This window comes from Parasphingorhabdus sp. (assembly GCF_048269865.1).
Lineage (GTDB): Bacteria > Pseudomonadota > Alphaproteobacteria > Sphingomonadales > Sphingomonadaceae > Parasphingorhabdus.
This window is the reverse complement of the sequence record NZ_JBLWUA010000004.1, coordinates 315,714-341,780: the sequence shown is the minus strand read 5'-3', so window position 1 is coordinate 341,780 and position 26,067 is coordinate 315,714. Positions and strand designations below refer to the sequence as shown.

Here is a 26,067-nt window from a genome sequence, read left to right as displayed (position 1 = left end):
GGTGCTGTAGGTCCAGCCGGCCCTGTCGGTGCGACAGGCGCCAAGGGTGCTGATGGTGCCGATGGCGCAACCGGTCCTGCTGGTCCTGTCGGCCCTGCGGGTGCCGATGGTGCTGTAGGCCCCGCCGGTCCAGTCGGAGCGACGGGTGCAAAGGGTGCTGACGGTGCCGATGGCGCAACCGGTCCCGCTGGTCCTGTCGGCCCTGCGGGTGCCGATGGTGCTGTAGGTCCAGCCGGCCCTGTCGGTGCGACAGGCGCCAAGGGTGCTGATGGTGCCGATGGCGCAACCGGTCCCGCTGGTCCTGTCGGCCCTGCGGGTGCCGATGGTGCTGTAGGCCCCGCCGGTCCAGTCGGAGCAACGGGCGCGAAGGGTGCAGACGGTGCCGATGGTGCCACGGGCCCCGCTGGTCCTGCAGGTGCAGATGGCGCAGAGGGTCCTGCCGGCAAAGACGGTTCGGACGGTGAAGACGGGACGGATGGTCGAGACGGCGGCGATGGAGCAGATGGCAAGGACGGCAAGGACGGGGCCGATGGTGCGGTTGGTCCGCAGGGACCCGCCGGCGCCGACGGCAAGGATGGTGCTGACGGTGAAAGAGGCCCTGCCGGTCCGCAAGGTCCCGCTGGCCCCAGCGGTCTTTCACCGGCGCAGATGGAGAGCATCACCTCGGCGATCGCGGCTAATGCGCAGGCCATCGCCAATGTTCAGGGCAGCGTGGGATCCATCAGCGATCGGGTCGGCAATGTGGATGACATTCAGGTTCTGCAAGGCTCGAACACCGCTGCTGCAATGAATAATGCCAACTCTGCGATCAATTCAAACTTGCTGGTCGGTCCGCCACGAACCAACGGGGTGACCTTCACCTCGACCAATAATGTGGCGCGCCCGTTGGCAGCGACGGTCAGTGGCCCGACGATTGTGGATGGTATCAATCTCAACACCCAGCTGATCACGCAGAACAGTGCGGACATTCAGATCAACCGGTCGGCAATCACGCAAAGTGCGATCGAGATATTGGATAATCGACAGCGCGTGGAATCGCTCAGCGTCAAGCTGGATCAAATGGGGGCGGTGCTGGCGGCCAATACCAAAGCGATCGAGGAGCTGAATGGGGGGCTGGCAGCCGTTGTCGCTTTGCCAAATGTAACCCTTGGCAAGGACGAGGATTTTGCCCTGAGCGGCGGCTTCAGTCTTTATGGCGAGAAGATCGGCTTTGGCGGTGCCATTGCGATACGCGCCAGTGAGAACTGGAGCATCGGCCTGACCGTCGGCCATGGCGGAAGCAAAACGACCGGTGCAATCCGCTTCCGCTTCGCGAAATAGGCAGAATAGCTCCGGGATACGGACGAGGATGTCTGTCTCCCGGAGCATCGCTTATCGATCATGACAGGTGCGTAAAAGAGTATGGCAATGAGGCAATTGTGGCAAATGTGGCCGGGCGGTTTTCCGAGTGCGTCCATGGAACATATTGAAAAGGTCGCCGCCGAAAATGGCCGCCAAGACGGAATTGCTCTCAACGGAGGCGCTCTGCTGAATAACCATCGCCGAAGCAAAATCTGCTGGCTGAGCGAGCAATATTGGCTCCGGGATCAATTATACTGGTATGTGATGGAAGCCAATCGTGCCGCCTTCGGAGTTGATGTCTGCAATGTCGCTGCCTTGCAGTTTACCGAATATCACGGCGAAAACAAAGGCGGTTACGGATGGCACAGGGACGTTATCTACAGAACAGACCAGGCCTTTGACCGAAAAATAAGCATCGTCGTACAACTCAGCGATTCGGACGAATATGAAGGCGGCGATTTTGAATTTAGCGAGTGCGAAAACCCGTCCAATATCCGCCAGAAAGGAGCCGTTCTGGTATTCCCCAGCTATGTGACACATCGCGTAACACCGGTCACAAAAGGCGTCAGGAAATCACTGGTTGCCTGGTTCGAAGGGCCAAAATGGCGATGACGTTCTGAATGTCGCCGATGGAAGATTATGGACCATTTTCCACCGTTGCTGGAATGAGTCCGTCGCTCTCGACTTGGCATTTAATCGCAAGTCGTGGTGGCTAGATCCTGACCAATAGCTTGCCGGTATTGCCGCCGGTGTAAAGCAGATTTAGTGCTTTGGGAGCCGACTCCAGCCCATCGACAATATGCAGCGGCATGGTCAGCTTGCCTTCAGCAAGCCATCCCGCAAGCGCGGCCATGGCATCCGGAAAACGGTCTTCATGATCGAGGATCACGAAGCCGCGAACGGTGAGCCGGCGCATGATCAGGTTGCGAAACATATATGGGCCGGGGATCGGTTCGTTGCTGTTATAGGATGAAATCAGCCCGCAGATGACGACATGGCCGAAATCCTTCATATGGGTCAGCGATGCGTCCAAGATGTCGCCGCCAACATTTTCAAAGCACAGGTCGATGCCGTCAGGGCAGAGCGCGCCCAGCCGTTCGGTGACATTCTCGTTTTTGTAATTGATTGCGCCGTCAAAGCCGAGATCGTCGGTCAGCATCGCACATTTCTCGTCGCTTCCAGCAATGCCGATGACCGTGCATCCTTCATTCTTTGCAATCTGGCCAACCATCGTACCGACTGCGCCGGCCGCACCGCTGACAACGACCGTGTCACCGCTTTTGAGATTTCCGATATCGTGGAGGCCGACATAGGCTGTGGGTCCCGCGACGCTGAGGATGGCAAAGGCTTCAGCGAGGTCGATGCCGTCAAGTGAGGGAAATACAGAAAATCCCGCTCCATCCGTGACGATATAGTCCGACCAGCTGTGCAGCCCTGCGGCGTGCGCGCCGACCGGAAATGCGCTGTTTTTGCTCTCGACGATCTCTCCGAAGACAAAGCCGCGCATCGGTTCGCCAATGCGGACCGGCTCCATATAAATGTCCCAGTCGCTAAGCCAGACGCGATTGGTCGCATCGAGCGAGAGATAGAGGGTGCGGAAGAGGATTTCGCCTTCTTTCAGGTCAGGCACCGGCTCTTCGCGCAGGACAAGCGTGTTGTCTTCGATCATCTCTTCGGGGCGTTCGTTGAAATACCAGCGCCGTGCCGTCATTCCGCTCATCTCTGCTCTCCTGATCCTGTCGCCCGGGTTCAACGCCCGGCTCTATTTTCGTATAATGTGACGACGCAGGCGCCGCCGAGTCCGATATTGTGCTGCAGCGCCAGCCGCGCATCCTCGACCTGCCGTGCACCGGCGTCGCCGCGCAATTGCGTGGTTAGCTCGAAACATTGTGCGAGGCCAGTAGCGCCGAGCGGGTGGCCCTTCGATAATAGTCCTCCGGAAGGATTGGTAACGACTTTCCCGCCATAGCTATTGTTGCCGTCGCGGATGAACCGTTCCGCGGTGCCCGTTTCGGTCAATCCCAGAGATTCATAGCTGAGTAGTTCGTTGGCCGTGAAGCAGTCGTGCAATTCGACCACATCGAGATCATCTGGACCGATTCCGGCTGCTTCATATACCTGGTTTGCGGCGTTGCGGGACATGGTTGCACCAACGGTTGCGGCTAGATTCTCGCCGTCGAATGAATCCGGCCGGTCCGTGGTCATTGCCTGCCCGGCAATAACGATGTCGGTGCTAATGCCGTGACGGGCGGCGAAAGACTCGCTGCAGAGGATTGCGGCTGCCGCGCCGCAGGTTGGCGGGCAACATTGCAGACGGGTGAGAGGACCATACATAAGAGGCGATTCCAGGATCTCATCGGCAGACAGCACCTCCCGAAATACCGCGAGAGGATTATTTGCTGCATGGCGGCGCGCCTTTTCGGCGATCAGCGCAAAAGTGCGGTCTTCCGCGCCATATCGCTCCTGATATTCCAGAGCAGCACCGCCGAACAGACGCAGCGCCATCGGGCTATCGGAAGGGCCCAGCCGCGCTTCGCATGTATCGAGAAAATCGTCCAGCGGGTCTGGCCGGTCATCATATATGCTGACCAAAGCGCCGCGCTTCATCTGTTCGAAGCCCAGCGCAATGACGCAGTCCGCAGCGCCGTTGGCAATCGCCTGACGGGCCAGCCAAAGGGCCGTCGAACCGGTCGCGCAATTATTGTTGACGTTGATGATCGGGATACCGCTCAACCCGCTCGGATAGAGCGCGGCCTGACCGGAGGTGCTGTCGCCATAGACATAGCCAACATAGGCCTGCTCGATCAGCGGATAAGCGATGGTTGCGTCCGCTAGCGCGTCTGCGACCGCATCGGTCGCCATCGCGCGATAGTCACGGGCTTTGCCCGGCGTGGCAAAGGGGGTCATCGCTACGCCGGCAATGATCACGGACCGGGACATCATGCTCTCCTGTCAAACTTGGTCTTTAAACTATGGCCGGACTTTATGGCGACCTTGACCCTTGCCTGTGACCGGACCTAAGCCATCACACCACCCAAAAGGGTGGGGCACAGATCGGGCTGACCGCTAATATGGGTAGGAACGAAAAGAAAATCGGCCAAAAATGGCCGGAAATGGAGAGTGGGCCGGTGGATCTGCGGCGTGAGAGCCTTCTTGATCGTATCCAGTCGAGCAGCGCGCAACTGATCCTCGCGCAGGCACCGGCCGGCTATGGAAAATCGTCGCTGTTGCGCCAATTGGCGGCAACCGAAGTGGAATCCGGCGGCGCGGTCGGCTGGATTACGCCGGTTTCGCAGGACGGCGACCTGTCTCGCTTCGTGCAGATGTTTATCAGGACCTGCGAACGCCTGATCGAAGATACGGGTGGCAAGCTGCGGCGGACCACTCGCGATATTCCGACATTGATTTCCGCCATCAATGGTCCTGCTTTGCTGCTGCTGGACGAGTATGATCAGTTCGCCCATGGCCAGGCCGACGCGTTGCTTGGCAAGATTATCGAGCAATTGCCGCCGGGAAAACGGATCGCGGTTGCGACGCGGACAATGCCCGATCTCTCGAGTGCGCGGCTCAAACTATCTGGCCGGGCCATTGTGCTGGGGAGCATCGATTTGCGCTTCGATCTGGGTGAATCCTATCAGTTCCTGTCGGAGCGCTGCCGATTGGGACTCGAGGAAGTGCGCGAACTGCACAGCCGGATAGATGGCTGGCCGGCAGCGCTCCAGTTCATCAATCTTTCGCTCGCCTCACAGAAACAGGGCGCGGCAAAGGCGCTGAGAAGTGGCATGACGCAAGAGGTTGTCGATTACCTTGCTCAGGAAGTCTATCTTTTGCAAAATGCCGAAACGCGCAAGGCGTTGCTCGGTATCTGCCTGGCCGATCGGCTCTGTGCGGAATTGGTCAACCACAAGTTGGGCGGTACGAAAGGCCGCGCCCTGCTTAATCGTTTGTCAGAGGGCGGGCTGTTCCTCGATCCGGTGGACGGAGACCGGTACTGGTTCCGCTTTCACCCGCTTTTCGGCGATTTTCTGCGAACCCAGGTGCAACAGGAAAACAGCTCCGATGCGTTGACGAAGCGCCATGTCCGGATAGCGGACTGGTTCGCGGCGAAAGATATGCGCGAGGTTGCGATCAGCCATTATCTTGCGGCAGGGCAGCAGGAAAGCGCTGCTGCCTGTCTGGAGCAAGTGGCCGAGCAGCTTGTCCGGGAAGAGCGGCTGGGTCTGCTGGTTTCGCTGTTTGAGCAGCTCGACCAGGACGTGCTGATGGGAAGCACGAAGCTGCTCGACGCAGCGGTGATCGCCTATGGTTTCCGCCGCCAGTTCGCCAAGGCCCACCGGCTGCTCAATCACTGCGAGGCGGCGCTTGCCGGCTCCGATGCGGATCCGGTGGTTGCGGCGGAGCTCGAGGTCCGCCGGTGTTTCGTGCTTGCGGCTGAGGACCGGGTCGTCGAGATGGGCGAGCGCGCCCGGGATGCCGAAAAGTGGCTGGGCGAGGACCAGTCTTTTTCCAAGGCGGTGGCCTTTAACGCTTATGCGTTTTGGCTCGGCGCGCAGAGCGCGTTTCCGGAAGCGCACGAACTGCTCCTGCGCGCCCGCCCGCTCCATGAAAAAGCGCGCAATTATTTCGGCCGCTCCTACGCAAACGCCATCCATGCAAGTTTGAAAATTTCGCAAGGACTTCTGGGTGAAGCGATTGATGACCTGCGCCGCGCCTTGCGGGAGCTGGATGTCGAAGGGCCGGGCGGTATCATGGCCGGTGGCGTCGTCGCCGCGCCACTGGGCGAAGCTTTATACGAGCGCAACGAAATAGACGAAGCCGAACGGGTGATTACCGACTATCTTCCCCTGATCCAGCAGCAGTGCATTGTCGATCCGCTCTGTTCAGGCGTGGTGACGCTGGCCCGGATAGCCAGACTGAAAGGAAAGCCGGAATATGCCCATGAACTTTATGAGTATCTGATTGATTCGGGGCACAAATATGGCTTGAGCCGTCTTGTCGATTGCGGCCGGGCAGAACTGGTTCGCGAAGCCGTTTTGCTGGGCGACATCAGCACCGCCGAACGCCGCTTTGGAGCGCTGGGTCAAGAAGCGCGGCTGCCGACCGAGGGCCAGCTGATTTATTCCAGCGGTGAGCTTGAGGTGCAGCGGATCACCTATATACGTCTGCTCGTCCACAAGGGAGAGCATGCCGAAGCCCGGGCGATGATCCAGTCGGAAATTCGCACAGCCACGGTCAAGCACAGAGTCCGCCGGTTGATTCGTCTCAAGACATTGCTGGCGATCAGCCTGGAGATGGACGGACAGCTGGGCCATGCCAGGCGGGTGATGATGGAGGCCGTTGCGCTCGCCGCACCAGCCCGAATGTACCGGATTTTCCTCGACGAGGGTCCTGCGGCCATCCGTATGCTCAACCATCTGGCGAGCGACAATTTTACCCATGACCCCGATTGGGCCGTGGATGATGTTGCGCGCTATGTAAAACTGCTCGTCAAAGCCGCAGAGGGCGGAGGCAGTGAAGATGGCGCTCCGTCCGATCCAGACGAAGAGGAGACTATGGTCCCGGCGCGGCCGCACGAAAATCTGACCCCGCGCGAGATCGATATCCTACATTTCCTGGCCAAGGGGCATTCCAACAAGGACCTGGCTGATCGGCTGGCGGTATCCCAGAATACCGTCAAGTTTCATCTGCGGAACGTTTTCGCCAAGCTCGATGTCGGCAATCGCATGCAGGCGGTTCAGGCAGCACGGCATTTCAAATTGATTGAATAAGCCAAACCTACCCACTCGGGTGGGGTGGGGGGTAGTAGCGTTGTCCTAGGGATTCTCTCGAACGGCAGAAAAGGGTGGGATGACTCACCGGAGCCGCAAGGGAGGATGAGTGCATGGGTCTGTTGGTCAATATCGACAATGGCGGTACTTTAACCGATATCTGTGCTTTTGATGGGGAAAAGGTGGTTCACGCCAAAACCGTGACGACGCCCCACGACCTCACCGAATGCCTGATGAACGGTCTTCAGGCGCTGGGCGAGCAGCTTGGCCAGAACGAGGATTTGACGCGTCTGATCGCGTCGATCGATCATCTGCGCTATTCCACGACACAGGGTACCAACGCGATTGTTCAGCGCAAGGGGCCGCGCCTCGGCTTGCTGGTGTCCAGCGATGCGCAGATTGATGCAGCCCGGACTTCGGCCCCGGACCTGTTTGAGGCATTGGTCGGGGACCGCGTCGCGACACTGGGCGGCGCAACGGATGCCGAGGTGATCCAGGCTGTCCGCACGTTGATCGCGAAGGGTGCGAGCCGCCTGGTCCTGTGCCTCGACGGTGCGAGCGCCGCGCAAGACGAAGGCGCGTTGCGCCGCGCGCTTTACACCGCGTTCCCGCGCCATCTGCTCGGTGCCGTGCCCTTGCTCTTCTCGACCGACCTGGCACCCGGAGCTTCGTCGGACCGGCGTATCTGGTCAGGCCTGATCAACGCCTTCCTCCATCCTTCGATGGAACAGTTTTTGCACCATGCTGAGGATCGGTTGCGCCAGCATCGGACGCGCAATCCTCTACTGGTTTTCCGTAACGATGGCGGGTCGACCCGAGTGTCGCGGACCATCGCGCTGCACACCTATTCATCCGGCCCGCGCGGTGGGGCGGTCGGGGCGGCGATTCTGGCCGGACACTATGGCTTTGACCGGTTCACCTCGATCGATATTGGCGGCACAACGACAGACCTCGCCCTGTTTGAGGATGGCGAGGTCGCCGAACATCGTTTCGGCGATGTCGAAGGCGCACCCATTGCCTTTCCGCTCGCCGATGTACCAAGCGTAGCCGCAGGGGGCGGCTCCATCCTTCGCGTTGTGGACGGCGCGATTCAGGTCGGGCCTGAGAGCATGGGGGCATTGCCGGGTCCGGCCTGTTTCGGTCGCGGTGGCACCAATGCGACGCTGACCGATATCATGTTGCTCGCCGGTATTCTCGATCCTCACAGCTTCTTTGGCGGCAAGCTCACGCTTGATGTGGAACGCGCGAAAAACGCGGTGCGCACCCATATCGCCGAGCCGCTCGACATAGATCTGGATGCCGCGATTGTCGCCGCGAATGATGCCTATGAGGCCAAGGTAGCGAGTGCCATCACCGGCCTGGCGGGTGAGCAGGCGCTGGATGCCATGCTGGCCTTTGGCGGTGCCGGGCCGATGAGTGCTTGCGGAATCGCCGAGAAAGCCGGCATCGATCGCGTTCTTGTGCCGCGTTTCGCCGCTGTGTTCAGCGCATTCGGGATCGGATTCAGCCCGATCCGGCACGTCCATAACCAGGCCGTTTCGGCGTTCAGTTCCGATGCGGTGGGTCAAGCGAAACGACTGCTGGAAGAGCGGGCGGGCCGCGCGATGGAAAGCGAAGGCTTTGCGCTGCAAGATTGTCAGATCGAATGGCAGGCGGTGGTCGGTGAGGGCGATGACGCAAAAACGCTGCCGCTGGCCGACGTTCCCGCCGATGCAGCCGGATTTGTCGAAATGAATGTGGTCTGCGACATGCCTTCTATCGGCCTTGGCGCTGTCTCTGGCGATAACAGCCATGACGCAACCAGCGCAAACACCCGCGATGCGATGGGCGGGATGCCGCTCTATCGATTGGAAGAGCTTGAACCCGGCGCGACCGCGGCCGGCCCCTGCCTGGTCGAAGAGCAGTTTTTCACCGCCTGGATCCGCTCCGGCTGGCATTTCACCATCACCGGCAATCACGACCTGCTCATTGAGCGCAAGGGAGCTTGAATATGCATGTTTTTATCACAGACGCGCTGGTTATCGATCTTGAAAAAGAGACTTGGCAGTGCCGGGGCTGCGAGGCCGAGCTCGGTTCTGCGCGGGAAAATTACAAATCCTTCCTGCGGGTCCGTCCGCGCAACCCGCAGGATATTCATGCGCCGATCATTGACAAGGATCGCTATGAATTCACCTTCGCGCCTGATCCTGAATGGACGCGTATCGTTGAATATTATTGCCCGCACTGCGCGCGTCAGATGGAGGCGGAGTATCTGCCACCCGGCCATCCGCCCGCCCATGACATCGAACTCGATATAGACGCGTTGAAAGCGCAATGGGCGGACCGCGAAGCGCTGAGTGAACCGGCCATTGGCCCGGCCTTTGTCCCGCCACAGCATCATCATCGCAAGGGGGGCGAATAATGGAGCGGGTTTCGGTCGATATCGGCGGTACCTTCACCGATTGTTTCCTCGTCTGGGGCGATGACTACGTGTCCGCCAAGGCGCTCACCACGCATCAGAATCTGGCGCTCGGCTTTAACGCCGCGCTGGGACAGGCGATCGAGCAACTCGACCTCACGCTGGAACAGGTGATGGGCGAGGTAGACAGCGTCCGCTACGCCACCACGCTTGGCACCAATGCGCTGATCGAGCGCCGCGGGCCGACCATCGGGGTCATCACCACCGCGGGCTTTGAGAGCAGCGTCCCGCTCAGCCGTGGGCGCGGCTATGGCGAGGGCTTGCCCGACCGCTTCCGCAAGGATCTGCCGATGGCGCAGCGCCCTGAGCCAATTGTGCCCATTCCGTTGATCGCAGGGGTCCGGGAACGCCTGTCGGAAAAGGGCGAGGTCATCATGGCGCTGGACGAAGAAGATGTCCGTGCCCAGGTACGCAAGCTGGTCGATCGCGGGGCGCAGGCCTTTGTTGTCAGCCTTGTGAATTCTGTCGTCAATTCAGCCCACGAACTGCGCGTCGAGGAACTGATCCGCAGCGAATATCCCGAGCATATGCTTGGTTCCGCGCCAATCATCCTCGCCCATCTCGTGGCAGGTCGGAAGGGCGAATATGCGCGGACATCGTCCGCCATCGTCGACGCGTTTCTGCATAAAGCGATGTATCTTGGCCTTTCGACGCTGGAACTGAACCTGCGGGACAATGGCCATGAACGGCCGATGCAGGTTGTCCATAATTCGGGCGGCATGGCGCAGCTCAATTCCACCGATGCGCTACAGACATTGCACTCGGGTCCGGTCGCCGGGATCGGTGCTTCCGAGCATCTCGCGGCTGAGACCGATCTGGGCAATGTCGTGTGCAGCGATATGGGCGGCACGTCTTTCGATATCGGTTTGGTCGTTGAAGGCGGGGTGAAATTCTACGACTTCAATCCCGTCATTGACCGCTGGATGGTCAATATCCCGATGGTCCACCTTGTGACATTGGGCGCGGGCGGCGGTTCTGTTGCGCGCTATGATCGCCTGCGCCGAACAGTTGCGGTCGGCCCTGAAAGTGCTGGCTCCGATCCGGGTCCGGCTTGCTATGACAAGGGCGGCCGCGATGTGACGGTGACCGATGCCGATCTGGTGCTCGGCTATCTTGAGCCCGATAATTATGCGGGTGGGCAGATCGCGCTGAGCGAAAAGCGCGCGACCAACATGTTCAAGCGCAATATCGGCAAGCCGCTCGATATTGATGCGGTGGCGGCGGCGAAGCTTGTGAAGCAGAAGGTCGATAACGACATGGCCAATGGCATTGCGCAGGAATTGCGCGCCAGAGGCTATGAGCCGGCCAATTTCACCCTGCTCGCCTATGGCGGAAACGGCGCTCTCCACGCCTGCGGGATAGCCGATGCGATCGGGATCAAAAAGGTTCTCGTCCCGCCGTTCAGTGCGATTTTCTCGGCGGTCGGCGCGGGCAATATGGACCAGCTCCATATCCATGAACGCTCGGTCTATCAGCAAATCTATGACAGCGTGACGCGCGAGCTGATGTCCGATTTCGATGGCTTCAACGCCATTGTCGAACAGCTGGAAGAGCGCGGCCGTCTCGATCTCAAGCGGCAGGGCTATGGCGAGGACGAGATCGAGCACCGGCTGGAGCTCGATATGCGCTACGGCAATCAGCTCGCCCAGACCGCCGTTGTTGTCGGCCAGAACCGGATTACGCGCAGCAGCGAATTGCTGGAGCTGATTGCGCTGTTCGGTCGCGATTATGGCAAACGCTTTGGTGAAGGCAGCCAGGCGCCGGAAGCCGGCATCCGCATCAATACCGTGCGCGTGGCCAGCTTTGTCCGGGCACCGAAGTTGGCGTTCTCAAAAGTGTTGCCGGATCCCGAAACGCTGCGTCCGGCACCCGAACCGGCGGAGCGCAAGATCTGCCACTTTATCGGCCGGGATGAACCGACCGAGACCGGATTTTATCGACTTGAGTCGCTCGAGCCCGGCCATGTGGTCGAAGGGCCATCGGTCGTGATCTCGGAATCAACGACCTTCCTCGTGGAGCCCGGCTGGCGGCTGTCGGTCGGCGAATATGGCGCAGGCTGGCTGGAGCGTCAGGACATAGTTGGAGAAGCAGAATGACCCTCGACCAAAACGACGCCCAGAGCGGCGAAACACCTGAAGCCGGGGAGGATGAAGGCGTCAGCGAGTTCTTGCGCGACACGAGCCTGTTTCTCGCGCCCGATCCCGTGATCATGAACAATCACGGTGTCGAAGATCGCACGCCACTGGAGGAGGAAAGCCTGGCCGCCGAAAACGATCCGGCGCGGCTGGAAATCGTCCGCGAACGCCTGCTTGCCGGGGCCAATGAGAGCTTCGACATGCTGGAAAGCATGGGCGCGGCGCCGGGGGCCAAATGGGGCGACTGCGTTTCGGCCATCTTTACCGCCAGCGGCGATCTCAGCCTTGCCAGCACCGGCGGCGTCGTGATCTTCTGCAACCTCGTCCAATATCCGATCAAGTTCATCAACAAATATTGGACGAACGAACCGACCGTCGGCGTGCGTGAGGGCGACGCCTTTCTGGTCAATGACGCGCGCTATGGACAGGCGCATAATACCGACCAGTCGATGATGATGCCCGTCTTCTGGGAAGGCAAGCTCGTCGCCTGGGTCGGCGCGACCGTCCACGAGGGCGAGAATGGCGCGATCGAGCCCGGCGGCATGCCGTCCATGGCCGAACAGGTCTGGGATGAGGGGCTGAAAATGTCGCCCTTCCGCGTCGCCGAGAATTACACGCTGCGCCGTGATATCGTGACATTCCTCCAAAACTCCGTTCGCGAGCCCAAGCTGCAATATGCCGATATGAAGGTGAAGATGTTCACCTGTCGCCGGCTTGAACAGCGGATGCATGAGGCGATCAGCGAATTCGGGCTGGAAGCGGTCGTCGCCTGTCTGCGCTCGAACCTTGAGGACACCGATGTCGAGGTGCGCAAGCGGCTGAAGGAATGGCCGGATGGCACGGTCCGCCACAGCTGGTGGACCGACGGCACATTGCGCGAAAATGCGATGATCAAGATCAACCTGGCGCTGACCAAAAAGGGCGACCGGCTGATCTTCGACTATCGCGGCTCGTCACCGGAATTCACCAACCGTTCGAACAACTCGCTCGATATTACGCTGAAAGGGATGCTGGCGCAGCTTTTCCTCACCTATGTCTGGCCCGATCTCCCTCGCAACCAGGGGGTGCTCGCGCCGATCGAGTTCATCTTTGACGAGCGCTCGATCATCAAGCCGGATTTCGGCACGCCCAATGCACAAAGCATGATGTCGGTCTTCACCTCCTGGAGCGTCGCACAGGTCGCGGTGATGAAATATCTCTATTCGGTGCCCGACAAATATACCCGGGTGATCGCGCCCTGGTTCAACATGATCAACACCTTCCTGTTCGGCGGCGTGACCCAGCATGGCGAGATGGTCGGCAATGTCTGCGCCGATATCAACGGCATGGGCGGCGGTGCGCTCGCGGATCGGGATGGCCAGCATAGCTGCGCGCCGATCTTCGCGACCATGGCCGATCTGGGCGAGCAGGAATTCATGGAAGAGGAGATGCCGTTCGTGCAGCTCGTCTCCAAGAAACTGATGAAGGATAATCAGGGCTTTGGCCGCCAGCGCGGTGGCATGGGCTATCAGATGATCCTGGCGCTGCGCGACAGCCCGGTCTGGGGTTTCATGTTGACCGCAATCGGCGCGAAATTCCCCAACGTGCCGGGGCTGTTCGGCGGCTATGGTTGTCCGACCTATCCGCTCTGCCGCATTTCCAATGTCGATGTCTTTGACGCGATGCAGAGCGATCCGTCCCAGTTCCGCTATTCGATCGAGGAACTGATGAACGAGCGGCCTTTCCCGGAAGGCGAATATAGCACGCACCCGATGTTCATGCCCTATTCGCTGGCCGAACGCGGCGAGCTCTACATGATCGCGCAGGGCACCGGCGGCGGCTTTGGCGATCCGCTGGAACGTGACCCGGAAGAGGTCATGCGCGATTTCCAGGAAGATCTTGTTTCTGAGGATGTAGCTTGGCGCATCTATCGCGTGGTCTTTGATCCCGAAACGCGGATTGTCGATGAAGAGGCGACACAGTCGGCGCGGGATGAGGCGCGCAAGGAGCGGCTCGACGAGAGCGTGTCCTTCGAAGAGTATTGCGACGAATTCGTCACCGACGCGCCACCTGCGAACCTGCCTTACTATGGCTCATGGGAAGACCCGGCGATGGTCTATGCGGGATCGCCGGATCGCTATTATCCCGCAGGACAGGTCAACCCGCCGGTGGTGATGCCGAACCCGCTTGAGGTGAAGATCGCGAAGCTTGAGCGTCAACTCGCCGAAGCGCGTCAGGGCTGATCGATGGTGCGCACGCTGTGGCTGGATGCTTATGATTATGCCGTTGCCCTGTTGCGCGGCGGCGTGAATCCATGGTCGCAGCCAGACTCGATCGGGATATTCTGCGACGAGGCGATCACGCTGTTGGGGGCCGATTATTTGCTCTTGCCGCTTGCACCCTTGCTGGAGACCTATCTCGGCGAGGCGGGCGATGACGGGGAAGCGCGGGCAGAGGCTCTGGATGAAGCGGTCAGCGAGGGCGAATTGCCCGATACGATCAAGCGGGCGATGACCGCGTTGGCGGTGGCTTCTGGTGCTGCCAAAATCATTCCCGTCCTGCCGGGGCCAGCCGCGATTGGCGGTGATGATGCGGACGCACTCGACATCGCATCGATGGCACTGGGTGACATTCTCCGGGCGGTTGCGGCAGTCCAGTCCGGCATCGTGGGCATGGACGAACCCGATGAAGCGGGTCTCGAAGAATCAGGCTCGCTGTTCCGGATTGCCGAACATACGGGCTGCGCGATCGTGCTGCTCGGGCAGCCGGATCATGAGAGCGCGGCCTATTGCTTCCCGGCGGCGGAAACACTGTCGCCGCTCGGCAAGGGCGGGTGTCAGACCGTCGGTAGCGAGGCTTTTGCCGGCGATGCCGCACCAGATGTGTCCGCCGACCATATTCGCCTCCAGATCGCGCCCGATATGCCGCCAGAATATGTGCTCGAGCGCCTTGCTGCTCTGCGCGAGACGGAGGTGTGACAATGCAATCCGGCCTTCTTTTCCACGACATGTTTGACTTCCACGTCGCCAGCCGTCCGAACCAGATGTGCGTCGACGATGGAACGCGGGCGCTGAACTTTGCCGAGGCGGCGCAAGAGGTGAACCGCATCGCCAATGGGTTGATCGGCTTGAACCTCAAGAAGGGCGACCGGTTTGGCTATTTGTCCCGCAACTCTGCTGATATGTGGCTGATGTATCTGGCCGCATCGCGGACCGGCGCGGTGCCCGTCCCGCTCAACTATCGGCTCGCGCCCGCCGAATGGACGTTCATTTTGAACAATGCCGAGGCCCGGCTGGTCTTTGTCGGGCCGGGCTATGATGCGGCGATGGGCGAAGTCGTGGCCGAGCTTGCGACGGTCGAGCGGTTCATCTCTTTCGATGGCGGGTTGGATGGCGCGCTTGGCTATCATGACTGGCTGGCCGAACAGGATGCGTCGCCCGTGTCCTGCGATGTCCAGTCGGACGATATTTTCTACCAGATGTATACGAGCGGGACCACGGGCCTGCCCAAGGGCGTGATCGTCAGTCATGCCAATTATGCGGCCAATATTGCTCAGACGACGAACATGATCTCCCGGCTCCCCAATGCCGGGGATACGGCGCTGGTCGTCACGCCGCTCTATCATGCCGCTGCTGTCTGGATCGCGGCTTTCTGCACAGCACGCGGTATGTCGATCATTCTGAAAACCGATTTCGATCCGGTTGATGTAGTGGAGACGCTGGACCGGGAGCGCGTCGCTTTTACCTTCCTCGTTCCCGCCATGATCCAGGCATGCCTCACCAGTGTGCCGGACGTGACAGAGCGCGACTGGTCGGCTCTAAAAATGCTGATGTATGGCGCGTCCCCCATCGCCGAAGATGTGTTGCGCCGTGCCGTCTCCTGTTTCGGATGCGATGTTTATCAGGCCTATGGCCTGACCGAGACCACCGCGATCCTGACCCTGTTGGGGGCGGAGGAACACCGCCGGGCACTGGCCGGAGAAACCCATTTGCTGCTCGCCGCCGGCCGCCCCTTGCCGGGCACTCGGATGCGCATTGCCGATGACGAGGACCGCCCCTGTCCAGCGGGCCAGATCGGCCAGATCCTGGCGCGCGGGCCGCAGATCGTTCCCGGCTATTGGGCGCTGGAAAAAGCGACGGCGGATTTTCTCAAGGACGGCTGGGCGCACACAGGCGATGCGGGCGAGATCGACGCGGAGGGCTATCTCTATATCCGGGATCGGATCAAGGACATGGTCGTCAGCGGCGGCGAGAATATCTATCCGCGCGAGGTCGAAAACGCGCTGTTCGATCATCCCCGGATCGTCGATGCCGCAGTGATTGGCGTGCCGGATGAGAAATTCGGCGAAGCCCTGCTCGCCATTATCGTGACCGACACGGGCGAAGCGCTTTCGACCGACGAGGTCATTGCTTTTTGCCGGACAAAATTGGGCGGCTACAAGGTGCCGCGCCAAATCAGTTGTGTGACGGAGCTGCCGCGCAATGCGAGCGGCAAAGTGCTGAAACAGGAATTGCGCAAACCCTATTGGGGCGAAAGCGAACGGTCTGTCGGATAATGGCTGATGAAATGGTGCGGCAGCCTATCCGGCGCACAAGCTGATGGATTGCAAATGCCTACCCATCGGGGTGGGTTATTCCTCCCGCTACTGTTTCAATGAATAAATGCAGCACCGCCACATGGTGCAACAGAGCCCTTCTAGGGGCCGGATTATTAGGGAGGATTATTTGCAATGAGCACTATTCGCGCAGCACTTCTGGTCGGCACTACTTTGGCGTTCATGCCTGTGGCAGCACATGCCCAGGTCGAAGACGCTCCAGCAAAAGATGCTGGGCAGGAGGCGGAAACCGGTGGCCTCCGTCCGATCATCGTAACGGCCCAGCGCCGCGAGGAATCGCTCCAGGATGTGCCCCTGGCAATTTCTGCTCTTGATTCGCAGCGGATTACCGAAAGCGGTTTCAATGACGTCGAGGATCTTTCCTCAGCGGTCCCCAATCTGAACATCAGTGCGCTCTGGGGAACGTCCAGCCCGAAAGTCTTCATGCGCGGGATTGGCAATAACAATTTCAACCAGACGGCCGAGAGCAAGGTCGCGATCTATCTTGACCAGGTCTATCTGTCGGCACCGTCCGGCCAGTTGTTCCAGATGTATGATCTGGAGCGGATTGAAGTGCTGCGCGGTCCGCAGGGGACGCTTTATGGCAAGAACGCCACCGGTGGCGCGATTTCCGTCTATTCCAAGCTGCCCGAGGATTATCTCGAAGGCTATGTCCGCGCGGGCTACGGGAACTACGACGCGTTTGAAACCGAGGGCGCGGTCACGCTTCCGATGGGCGATACGGTGTCGATGCGCGTCGCAGGTACCTATCAGCGGCGCGACGGCTATGTGACAGATCTCGGAACAGGCGAAAAGGTCAACAATATTGACCAGTGGGCAGCCCGGGCCATCCTCCGCTGGCAGCCGAGTTCTGACGTCGATATTCGGCTGAATGTCCATGGCGGCGGTTCCGACACCACGCATAACAACAGTGTTCACCGCGGTATTTTTGACCCCGCGCAGCTTGCGCTCGGCAATACCGTAAAGCTTCCTGGCGATGCAATCGTTGACGGCCAGGGTGTCGATATATTTGGCTATCGAGATCCCAATCCGGATCCCTATGTAAACACCTATGAAGGCCCGACCTTCGCGAATATCGATCTTTTCGGCGTCTCGCTGGTTGGTGATTTCACCTTTGGCAGCGGCTATACGCTGACCTCGGTCACCGGCTATGAAACATCGCAGCGGAGCGTGTTGCAGGAAGGCAATGGAGCGCCGAGCACTATCTTCACCATCAACTGGGGGCCATCCGACTTCGAGTCCATCTCTCAGGAGTTGCGCCTGTCCTCGCCATCCGGCGATGCCTTTAGCTGGGTCATTGGTGGCTTCCTGTTCCACGAGCGCGGCGAGGTTGATAATTTCTACAATCTTACTGACGCCAGCTTTGCCTTGGGAGGGATTGAAGCCTTTGATCAATTTTATGTCCAGTCGACCGATACCTATGCGGCCTTTGCGCAAGCCGAACTGGAGATCACGGACCGGTTGAACCTTACCCTCGGCGGTCGCATAAACTATGAGAAACGCGATCTCGACCACAGCAGCTTTGGCACGGATCGCAATGGCACCAACCTGCTGCCCGGACCGCTGTTTGACATCAATTTGCAGGAAAGCTGGACCGAATGGTCGGGCAGGGCAGCCCTCAGCTTCGATTTCAGCGATGATATCATGGGCTTTGTTAGCATCAACCGTGGCTTCACCAGCGGCGGCTTCAATACCGGTGCATTCAACGATCCGGTCGGCGCGCTCAAGATCTATGATCCTGAAATTGTGATCAGCTATGAGGCGGGCCTGCGGACATCGCTGTTTGACAAGCGGGTCCAGTTTAACGTGACGAGCTTCCTCTATGACTATAGCGACCTGCAGGTTTTCACCTTCACAGCGGGCGGTCTCCAGTTCATCGAAAATGCTTCGGACGCCAGCATCATGGGCCTGGAATTTGAATTGCAGGCGCTGGTGACGGACAATTTTGAAGTGGGCGGCAGTCTCGGACTTCTCGATAGTGAATATAAGAATTTCATCCGTTCCAATGCAGGTGTCACCGAGGATCTGAGCGGCAACCGCTTGATCGGCGCCCCGAATTCGCAATTCAATCTCTATGGTCGCTATACCATTCCGACGGAAATCGGCGATTTCGTCCTCAGAGGTGATTTCACCTATACGGGCAATCGCTATTACGACGAGCGTGAACTGGTCGAACTCAGCAGTGAAGGCTCCACGGTCAATCTCGACGCCCGGCTTGCCTGGACGAGCAGGGATGAAGCCACCGAAGTTGCGCTTTGGGCCAAAAATCTCACCAACGAAGTAAATATCATCGACGTGGTGGAAGTGGGTCTCTTCGGATATCAGAATGTCTGGTATAACACGCCGAGAACCTACGGATTTTCGGTTGGATACCGGTTCTAGATAACGGAGTCCCTCGACCTGCGGCAAATAGTTTTGCATCGATTTGCACCGGGATTGTGTCGACCGTATCCAGCGCGTTCAAAGCCGTTCAGGGAAAGTCATTTTTCGCGGCAATGGTGCGCTGGATAACGGTGACGACGCACATTGCTGCGTAAATCATGGCGATCATGGCAAAATATTGCGGCAGGATGCACATCAGCACGAAGGTGATGATGGTCTCGGTTCCCTCGGCGAGTCCTGTATTGTAGAAAAAGCTCTTTTTGCCATGTGCTTCCGTCTCCCGGCCCTCTTTGGCCGCCATGACCGCATAGGCGAGAAAACTGATGCCGGTCAGGGTGAAGCTGCCCACCAGTATCAGTGCGAATGGGAGGTTGCCCGGTGCGGCAAAGCCAAAGCCAATCGGCATGGCAATGTAAAAGGCGAAATCGCTGACGATATCGAGATAGCCGCCAAAATTGGATTGCGTCGTTGCCCGCGCAACCGCGCCGTCCAGCCCGTCAAACAGCCGGCTGAGCAACAGCAGTGCCAGACCGAGCAGATAATAGCGAAATCCGATTGCCACGCCCGAGCCGATGCCGACTGTTGCGCCAGCCAGGGTGATCTGATTGGCGGTCACCCCTAGCCGGGCCAGTCGGGCACCGAGCGCATTGAGCGGCGGATCAATGATCGGACGGAGACGGGAATCAAGCATCTCTCATCTTCCCCAATCGCCGATCATCAGACAAGAGTGACAATACCGATGACCGCACCGGTCATCGCCGTGGCGCAATTGCCGGCGATCCAGCTTTTCATGCCGAGGCCCGCAACTTCGACCCGGCGCGATGGCGACAGGGTGCCGATCGTGGAGACCAGCAACCCGACACTGGCGAGATTGGCAAAACCGCAAAGTGCGTAAACGACAATCAGCTGGCTGCGCGGATCGAACGTGCCTTCCGGCAGCGAAGAAAGATCGAGATAGGCGACATATTCGTTGAGGATCGTCTTGGTGCCCATTAGTGCACCGGCTGCGGGCGCCTGGTCCCAAGGCACACCCAACGTCCACATCACTGGTGCGAACAGCCAGCCAAAGGCGCGTCTGACGGTCACAGCCTGACCGTCAACATAGGGCAATATCGTCAATATCTGGTCCATCAACGCGACCAGCGCGAACACCACCAGAATGATTCCGATCACCGCCAGAAAAACCTGTACGCCTTCCATCGTGCCGCGGACAATGGCGTCGATGCTGCCATCATATTTGAGGCCGGGTTCTTCCTCGTCGCTGGTCTCGGTCCTGTCATCGCCCGGCACCATCAGCCGCGCCAATAATATGGCGGCCGGCAGCGAGATAAGCGAAGCGGAGATCATATGGCCGACGGCGTTGGGAAAGGTGGCGGAAAGGGTGGACGCATAGAGGACGAGGATCGCACCGGAAATGGTCGACATCGCCAGCACCATTATCATGAACAGTTCCGCGCGGCTCATCTTTTCGAAATAGGCGCGCAATACCAGCGGGGATTCCACGACGCCGAGGAATATATTGGCCCCGCCGCTGAGACCCACCACGCCGCTGACTCCCATGGTCTTGCGCAAGCCCCAGGACAGACCGCGGACGATCCACGCCAGCACGCCCCAATGCCAGAGCAGGGCTGACAGCGCCGAGAAGACAATGACCAAAGGCAATATCTGGAAAGCGATGATCAGCGGTGGCTGCGCGCCTTCTTTCAGCACGAACGGCAATTCTGCCCCGCCAGCATAGCCGAACATATAGGATGATCCGACCAGAGTGGCTTTCTCAATCGCCATCACGCCCTGATTGGCGAGACCGATGAAATCCCAGACGAAGGGCACCCGGACGATCACCAGCGCGATGGTGAATTGCAGCAACAGCGCGCCGCCGATCCACTTCCAGCTTGGCCGCGCCTGCCGGTTTTCCGATAGCAGCCAGACAAACAGCAGAATCAGCGAGAGACCGATCAGGCCCTGGACTTGCTGCAGGGCGGCGATCATCCGCGCCTCCATCCATGGTAGCGCTCGACCCAGCGCAGCAGACCCTGCGGCGCATGGGCTCGTTTCCATTCGCCAGCGGCATATTTATTGGCTTCAGCCATGGTCGGATAGGTGTGAATGGTCCCCAATATCTTGTTCAGGCCAAGCTTGTATTTCATGGCCAGCACATATTCGGCGAGCAATTCTCCGGCATGATCACCAACGATGGTGACCCCCAGTATCTTGTCCTTGCCCGGCGGCGTCAACACTTTGACAAATCCCTGTGTAGCGCTTTCCGCGATCGCCCGGTCCAGTTCGTGCATCTGATAGGTCGTGACTTCATAGGCAACGCCCTGCGCTTTCGCGTCCTGCTCGTTGAGGCCAACCCGGGCGATTTCCGGATCAATGAATGTCGTCCAGGGAATGACCCTGTAGTCAGCCTTGAATTTGCGGAACTGCCCGAACAGGGCGTTTACCGACGCATACCAGGCCTGGTGTGAGGCGACATGGGTGAATTGATAGGGTCCCGCGACATCGCCCGCCGCGAAAATATTGGGATAAAGGGTCGCCAGATGTTCGTCGGTGACGACGGTGCGGTCGGTTTCGATACCCAGTTCTTCAAGGCCAAATCCAGACAATCGGGCGCTGCGGCCAACCGCGATGACCAGGGCGTCAAAGGCGATGCTCTTCTCTTCGCCATCTGCAGACAGGATCAGGCGCTTCTCGCCGTCGACCAGTTCGCAGCGGACCGCATCATGGCCGGTCAATATTGTGACGCCCGAGCTTTGCTGCGCTTCGAGAGCGAGTTGCGCCACCTCATCATCTTCCCGCGCCAGCAAACGATCGGCCCGTTCGATCTGCACGACCTTGGCGCCGAGCCGGGCAAAGGCCTGGCTCAGTTCGCAACCAATCGGGCCGCCGCCGAGAACGATCATGCGTTCGGGAATATCGTCCATCTGGCCGAATTCTTCCCACAGGGTGTCGCTGGTTACATAGCCGACGTCTTCAAGACCGGGAAGATCGGGTATAAAGGGCCGACCGCCGGTAGCGATCACAATGGAGCGCGTGGTCAGCCTTTGCGTCTCGCCATCTTCGCGCTTGATTTCGACCGTCCATGGATCGACGATGGTTGCATAACCTTTCACCACATCGACCCCGAGACCGGTATAGCGCTCAACGCTGTCATGGGGCTCAATGGTGGCAATGATATCGTGCACGCGCTGCATAACCGACTTGAAGCTATATTCGGGCTCGACCTTGTTCAGTCCGTAAACGTCCCCGTTGCGCATCTGCTCGGCGACTTTCGCGCTTTTGATCAGCGCCTTGCTGGGTACGCAGCCGTAGTTAAGGCAATCACCGCCCATTTTGGAACTCTCAACAAGCGTCACCTTGGCCTTCACCGTTGCGGCAATATAGGCGGAGACCAGACCGGCGGCGCCAGCTCCGATGACCACCAAATTTCGGTCGTATTTTTTTGGCTTGGACCAGCGCGCATAGACTTTTCGCCGCTTCATTCCCGACACGATCCATTTTCCAATCCAGGGAGTGACGCCGAGCGCAGCGAAAGAAAGCAGCAAAGCCGGTGAGCCGATATCGCTGACTTCATCGATATTGGCGAGCTGGGTCCCGGCATTTACATAGACCAACGTTCCCAGAAACATGCCGATCTGGCTCACGATATAGAAGGTCCGGGCCTTGATCGTCGTCAGTCCCATCAGCAGATTGATCAGGAAGAAGGGAAAAATCGGGACCAGACGGAGCGTGAGCAGGTAAAAGGGGCCGTCTTTATCGACACCCTTGTCAATCGCCTTCAGCCGCTCCCCGAACCGGGATTTGACGGCATCCCGAAACAGATAGCGCGATGACAGAAAGGCAATGGTTGCACCAATGGAAGATGCGAAGGACACAAGGATCGTGCCAGTGACCACCCCGAACAGCGCTCCGGCCGCAAGCGTAAGAATGAGGGCACCCGGTAAGGACGCTGCCGTTGTCACAACGTAAATGAGGAAGAAGATCGCGATGACCAGAACCGGATTCGCCTGATATTGCGCGTCAAAAGCCGCTTGCTGTTCTTTCAGATTGGCCAGTGTGAGCTGCGACCCGAGATCAAAATAGAAAAAGCATGCAATGGCGACGGCGAAGAGGACAAGTATCAGTAATTTTTTCATATGCTGCTTTCTGCCCGTTCGGCGCACCGTTGCACGGGGCCACCCGTCATGATCTTCTAGCGGGTTTTGCAATCGGCGCAATTGAACGATCGCCGATGGGGTCTATCGGCGATCCGCAAACCGCTTCTTCTTATGCGGATCAGCGAAGGGAAGCACCAGACTCCACCATAGTTCCGCCGGATGCTCCGACTGATATTCGGGCAGGCCGATGACCATAGCATCATGCCCGGCGATGGGCTGCGCCTTGTAGGTTCCGAATAATCTGTCCCATAACGCAATGCTGAAACCGAAATTGCTGTTGGTCTCTTCCGTGACCGTGGAATGATGGACGCGGTGCATATCGGGTGTCACCAAGAATCGCCGCAGGATGGCGTCGACCGGCTCCGGCAACCTCAGGTTGCTATGGTTGAACAACGCACACAGGTTGAGGATCATCGCAAAGGTAAACACAGCAAGGGGGCTAGGCCCGAGCGGCAACACCAGAGCGCATTTATACAGCATCGACAATATGATCTCGATCGGGTGAAAGCGCACGCCGGTGGTCACATCTATATCGCGATCGGCATGATGAACTTTGTGGATCGCCCAGAGCAACGCGATCTTGTGGGTCATAAGATGCTGCAGATAGAGCGCCAGATCCAACAATATCAGAGCCAAAGCGAACTCGAGCCAGCCGGGCAAGCTGGTCCAGTTGAACAGGCCGAAATCATTGTGCGCGGCAAACACCGCGGCAGAAATGGCGACAACCGGTCCCATCAGCCGGACGCCGACGCTGCCGATAAGGATGATGATGATATTTGTCCGCCAGCGCCCGCTGCGCGCCATTGATCGTTTCTTCCGTGGAAAAACCGTCTCCAGTAGAACCAAAAGGACGAACAGAAGCCCCGAACAGGCGAAGCCGTAGACTGCCAGATCATCGGTCATGGAAGATGTTTCTGCTGCGATATTGCTTTTTCTCGTTTCCAGAGTCTGATTGATCCGTTGGTAGCAAAAAGTGCGTCAAAAGAACATGAATTGAAAACAGCCTGCCGCCTTGCTTGCACGCACATCTGTTTTGCTGATTTTCCGCGTCTTGCTGTATGGGATGGGTTTGTGGGCCCGTTCCATAGACTGCCGTTGGCTACTCGCCGAAACCGGCTATTTTACCGCATTGCGGCCGCGACCACCGCTGCACAGTCCAGTGACTTTGGTTTTTGAATGAACGCTTCGTCCTGTTTCTTGCTTGATCCAATGCCCAAAGCACTGCCGATCGATTTGGTCGCGACTTTCAGGACATCGCCGAGCGAGGGTTTTTCTGCATCTTCTGCCTTGCCGAGACCCGCGACAGACACTTCTGGTGCGTTCAGCGTTCCGCTAATCCTGATCGGGTCGACAATGTGCAATGCGCTCTTCCCCTTGGTACCGCCGCGCAAGGTGAGAGAGATTTTTTCTCCGTCCAGATTGATCCGCCCTTCGCCGCGTCCGATCGACGTTGCGGTATCAACCGCCAGTGGGGAAGGGGTCAGTACGCCATTTTTTGCCTTGAAATTGGCGACCAGACAGCGAAGCGGCACCCGTGCCTTCGGGTCGTCGATAATTTCTTCGACCGCGCCGCTCAAATTCTGGCCCAGGACATGGGCGACTGTGGCGCGCACGCTGCCACCCGATGCTACCATCGCCGCCTTGCCGTCTGCTTTTTCGAGCGCAGCCCTGATGGTATCGCCGGACCCTGACAATTTGACGCGGCCGCGCATGGTGGCGGTCACAATGTCGCCATTGCCGATCAGGTCCGCAAGCGAAGCCCCTTTCAGCGTGAGGTCGGTCGAAAATTTAGGTGCGCCACTGCGATGGTCAACCTGCAAACTGCCGGTCATTTGCCCGCTCTTCAACCCGACAACGAGCTTGGTAATCTTTATCACGCGATGGTCCATCGCCAGTTGGCCTTTAAGGCTTCTGAAAACGGTTTCTCGGCGTGACAGAAGGCGATCAACGGTAAAGTCTATCTGGCCATCGGTTGCCCCCATTTTGGACAGATTGATGCGTGTGTTGGGAATGACGCGCGGGCCAATCCGGCGGGTCAGCGCTGCCGCTTTTGCCAGGCCTGCATCATCGGCGAGGTCATCGAAATCCAAGGCCGCGGCATCAATCTTTGCATCGATTTTTGTCCGCCCTTCGCGCTTCAGGACATCCGCTTGGCCAGACAATTTAGAACGGCCAATAGAGCCGCTCAACTTTCTGATAAACCAGTCCTTATCTTTATGCCGGACATTGGCGCGCAAATCGATAGGCTGGGTTCCGAACAACCCGGCTTCGATGACCTTATCCAGATTTTTCAGCGTTGGCGCTTGGGCTGACAGCGTCGCGGTGAAACGGTCGGTATTTAACACCCCCTGCATTTTTCCGTTCGCCGTCAGTTTCAAAGCTGGCGATTGCAGGGACATTTCGAAGGGATAGTCTGCCTCGGGATCAATGCCGGTGATGGCACCGCCGGTAAAAACCAGCCGAGCTTTGGTTTTCAAAAACGTGCCGCTTGCCTCAGCGCGCAGACCGTCTTCTGAATTCACCGAGACCGGGCCGTCGACAGTGAGCTCCCGTTTGCGATCGGTAAAACTGAAATGTGAATTGACGATATCTAGATCGGTCAGACCGGGACCGCGACTCTTTTGGCCATCATCATCGTCGGACCCGTCATCATTCCAGTTGGCGCGGCCCTCTTCGTTGCGGACGAGGGCAATGTCGAGCCCGTCGATCGATACGCGGTCCGGTCTCGCGTCGCCCAGGATGACGTCCAATATCGACACGCGTGCCGATATTTTTTGCAACTTTAGAAAATCGCCTTCACCCACCCAGTCTGGTTGGGCCACCCGCAGATCGTGGACGGTGATCACCGGAGAGTAGGAAAAGAAACTGTCTCTGGTAACGGCGCCTATGTCGACATCGCGGTCCGACGCGCCTCGCAATTCATTGCTAATCGCGGTGCGCATCAGGCTGGCCGGTACAGCGCCCAGAAATAACAGTATGAGGACCAGAATAGCTACGATGACGGCAACTATGTTGCGGACCCGTTTTGTTGCAAAAAAACTGGTCTGCCCGTCCATGTCCGCCATCGCTCAGTGCCCCGCCGCTGTGAGCGCGGGGCGATTGCCGCCGATGGGCGCATTAGCCGGGGATATGATCAATTTTCGCACTATGAACTTCCTATGCTGAACATCGATATCATCAGCGGAACATTTTATCTGTGCTGCTTGATCGCTGTACCGCTCATAATAAAGCG

The 26,067-nt window shown here is 58.7% G+C and carries 16 protein-coding genes and 1 pseudogene; 10 read left to right on the top strand and 7 right to left on the bottom strand.

The window, feature by feature from the left end; translation table 11 throughout:
• Both ACN0WW_RS07760 and ACN0WW_RS07755 read left to right on the top strand, forming a co-directional pair.
• Positions 1–1,320, top strand: a pseudogene (locus ACN0WW_RS07760) (hypothetical protein); the annotation flags it as partial.
• Between the two features lie 135 nt (positions 1,321–1,455).
• Complete coding sequence (locus ACN0WW_RS07755; protein ID WP_417611097.1) at positions 1,456–1,953, top strand: 2OG-Fe(II) oxygenase; 498 nt, start codon at positions 1,456–1,458, stop codon at positions 1,951–1,953.
• A gap of 100 nt (positions 1,954–2,053) precedes the next feature.
• On the opposite strand, the gene ACN0WW_RS07750 is transcribed toward ACN0WW_RS07755, so the two are convergent.
• Entirely contained in the window at positions 2,054–3,061 is a 1,008-nt protein-coding gene (locus ACN0WW_RS07750) for an NADP-dependent oxidoreductase (RefSeq protein ID WP_417611095.1), read from the bottom strand.
• 29 nt (positions 3,062–3,090) lie between these two features.
• A complete protein-coding gene (locus tag ACN0WW_RS07745; protein WP_417611093.1) occupies positions 3,091–4,284 on the bottom strand; it encodes a lipid-transfer protein in 1,194 nt (397 codons plus the stop codon).
• Positions 4,285–4,412: 128 nt separating this feature from the next.
• On the opposite strand from ACN0WW_RS07745, the gene ACN0WW_RS07740 reads away from it, so the two are divergent.
• From ACN0WW_RS07740 to ACN0WW_RS07705, 8 genes are all read left to right on the top strand, one after another.
• Positions 4,413–7,109: a LuxR C-terminal-related transcriptional regulator gene (locus tag ACN0WW_RS07740; protein WP_417611091.1), complete on the top strand. Its 2,697-nt coding sequence runs from the start codon at positions 4,413–4,415 to the stop codon at positions 7,107–7,109.
• Positions 7,110–7,222: 113 nt separating this feature from the next.
• Positions 7,223–9,097 carry a hydantoinase/oxoprolinase family protein gene (locus tag ACN0WW_RS07735; protein WP_417611089.1) on the top strand — a complete coding sequence of 625 codons (1,875 nt, stop codon included), beginning with the start codon at positions 7,223–7,225 and terminating at the stop codon, positions 9,095–9,097.
• 2 nt (positions 9,098–9,099) lie between these two features.
• Positions 9,100–9,510: an acetone carboxylase subunit gamma gene (locus ACN0WW_RS07730; protein ID WP_417611088.1), complete on the top strand. Its 411-nt coding sequence runs from the start codon at positions 9,100–9,102 to the stop codon at positions 9,508–9,510.
• Positions 9,510–11,663 carry a hydantoinase/oxoprolinase family protein gene (locus ACN0WW_RS07725; RefSeq protein ID WP_417611086.1) on the top strand — a complete coding sequence of 718 codons (2,154 nt, stop codon included), beginning with the start codon at positions 9,510–9,512 and terminating at the stop codon, positions 11,661–11,663. The genes ACN0WW_RS07730 and ACN0WW_RS07725 overlap by 1 nt, the downstream gene beginning before the upstream one ends.
• Positions 11,660–13,924, top strand: a complete 2,265-nt coding sequence (locus tag ACN0WW_RS07720; protein WP_417611084.1) for a hydantoinase B/oxoprolinase family protein — start codon at positions 11,660–11,662, stop codon at positions 13,922–13,924. The genes ACN0WW_RS07725 and ACN0WW_RS07720 overlap by 4 nt, the downstream gene beginning before the upstream one ends.
• A gap of 3 nt (positions 13,925–13,927) precedes the next feature.
• Positions 13,928–14,659, top strand: a complete 732-nt coding sequence (locus ACN0WW_RS07715) for a hypothetical protein (protein WP_417611082.1) — start codon at positions 13,928–13,930, stop codon at positions 14,657–14,659.
• A gap of 2 nt (positions 14,660–14,661) precedes the next feature.
• Positions 14,662–16,236, top strand: a complete 1,575-nt coding sequence (locus ACN0WW_RS07710) for a long-chain-fatty-acid--CoA ligase (protein WP_417611080.1) — start codon at positions 14,662–14,664, stop codon at positions 16,234–16,236.
• A 174-nt stretch (positions 16,237–16,410) separates the two neighbouring features.
• Positions 16,411–18,678 (top strand): TonB-dependent receptor, encoded by a 2,268-nt coding sequence (locus ACN0WW_RS07705; protein WP_417611079.1) that lies wholly within the window; start codon positions 16,411–16,413, stop codon positions 18,676–18,678.
• A gap of 88 nt (positions 18,679–18,766) precedes the next feature.
• Here the strand turns inward: ACN0WW_RS07705 and ACN0WW_RS07700 are convergent, their stop codons facing one another.
• From ACN0WW_RS07700 to ACN0WW_RS07680, 5 genes are all read right to left on the bottom strand, one after another.
• Entirely contained in the window at positions 18,767–19,369 is a 603-nt protein-coding gene (locus tag ACN0WW_RS07700) for a CDP-alcohol phosphatidyltransferase family protein (protein WP_417611077.1), read from the bottom strand.
• Positions 19,370–19,395: 26 nt separating this feature from the next.
• On the bottom strand, positions 19,396–20,667 hold the full coding sequence (locus tag ACN0WW_RS07695) for a NupC/NupG family nucleoside CNT transporter (RefSeq protein WP_417611075.1): 1,272 nt from the start codon (positions 20,665–20,667) through the stop codon (positions 19,396–19,398).
• Positions 20,664–22,814 carry an FAD-dependent oxidoreductase gene (locus ACN0WW_RS07690; RefSeq protein ID WP_417611073.1) on the bottom strand — a complete coding sequence of 717 codons (2,151 nt, stop codon included), beginning with the start codon at positions 22,812–22,814 and terminating at the stop codon, positions 20,664–20,666. The genes ACN0WW_RS07695 and ACN0WW_RS07690 overlap by 4 nt, the downstream gene beginning before the upstream one ends.
• Before the next feature lie 102 nt (positions 22,815–22,916).
• Positions 22,917–23,738, bottom strand: a complete 822-nt coding sequence (locus tag ACN0WW_RS07685; protein WP_417611071.1) for a sterol desaturase family protein — start codon at positions 23,736–23,738, stop codon at positions 22,917–22,919.
• A gap of 218 nt (positions 23,739–23,956) precedes the next feature.
• Positions 23,957–25,900 carry an AsmA family protein gene (locus ACN0WW_RS07680; protein WP_417611069.1) on the bottom strand — a complete coding sequence of 648 codons (1,944 nt, stop codon included), beginning with the start codon at positions 25,898–25,900 and terminating at the stop codon, positions 23,957–23,959.
• Positions 25,901–26,067 lie beyond the last annotated feature (167 nt).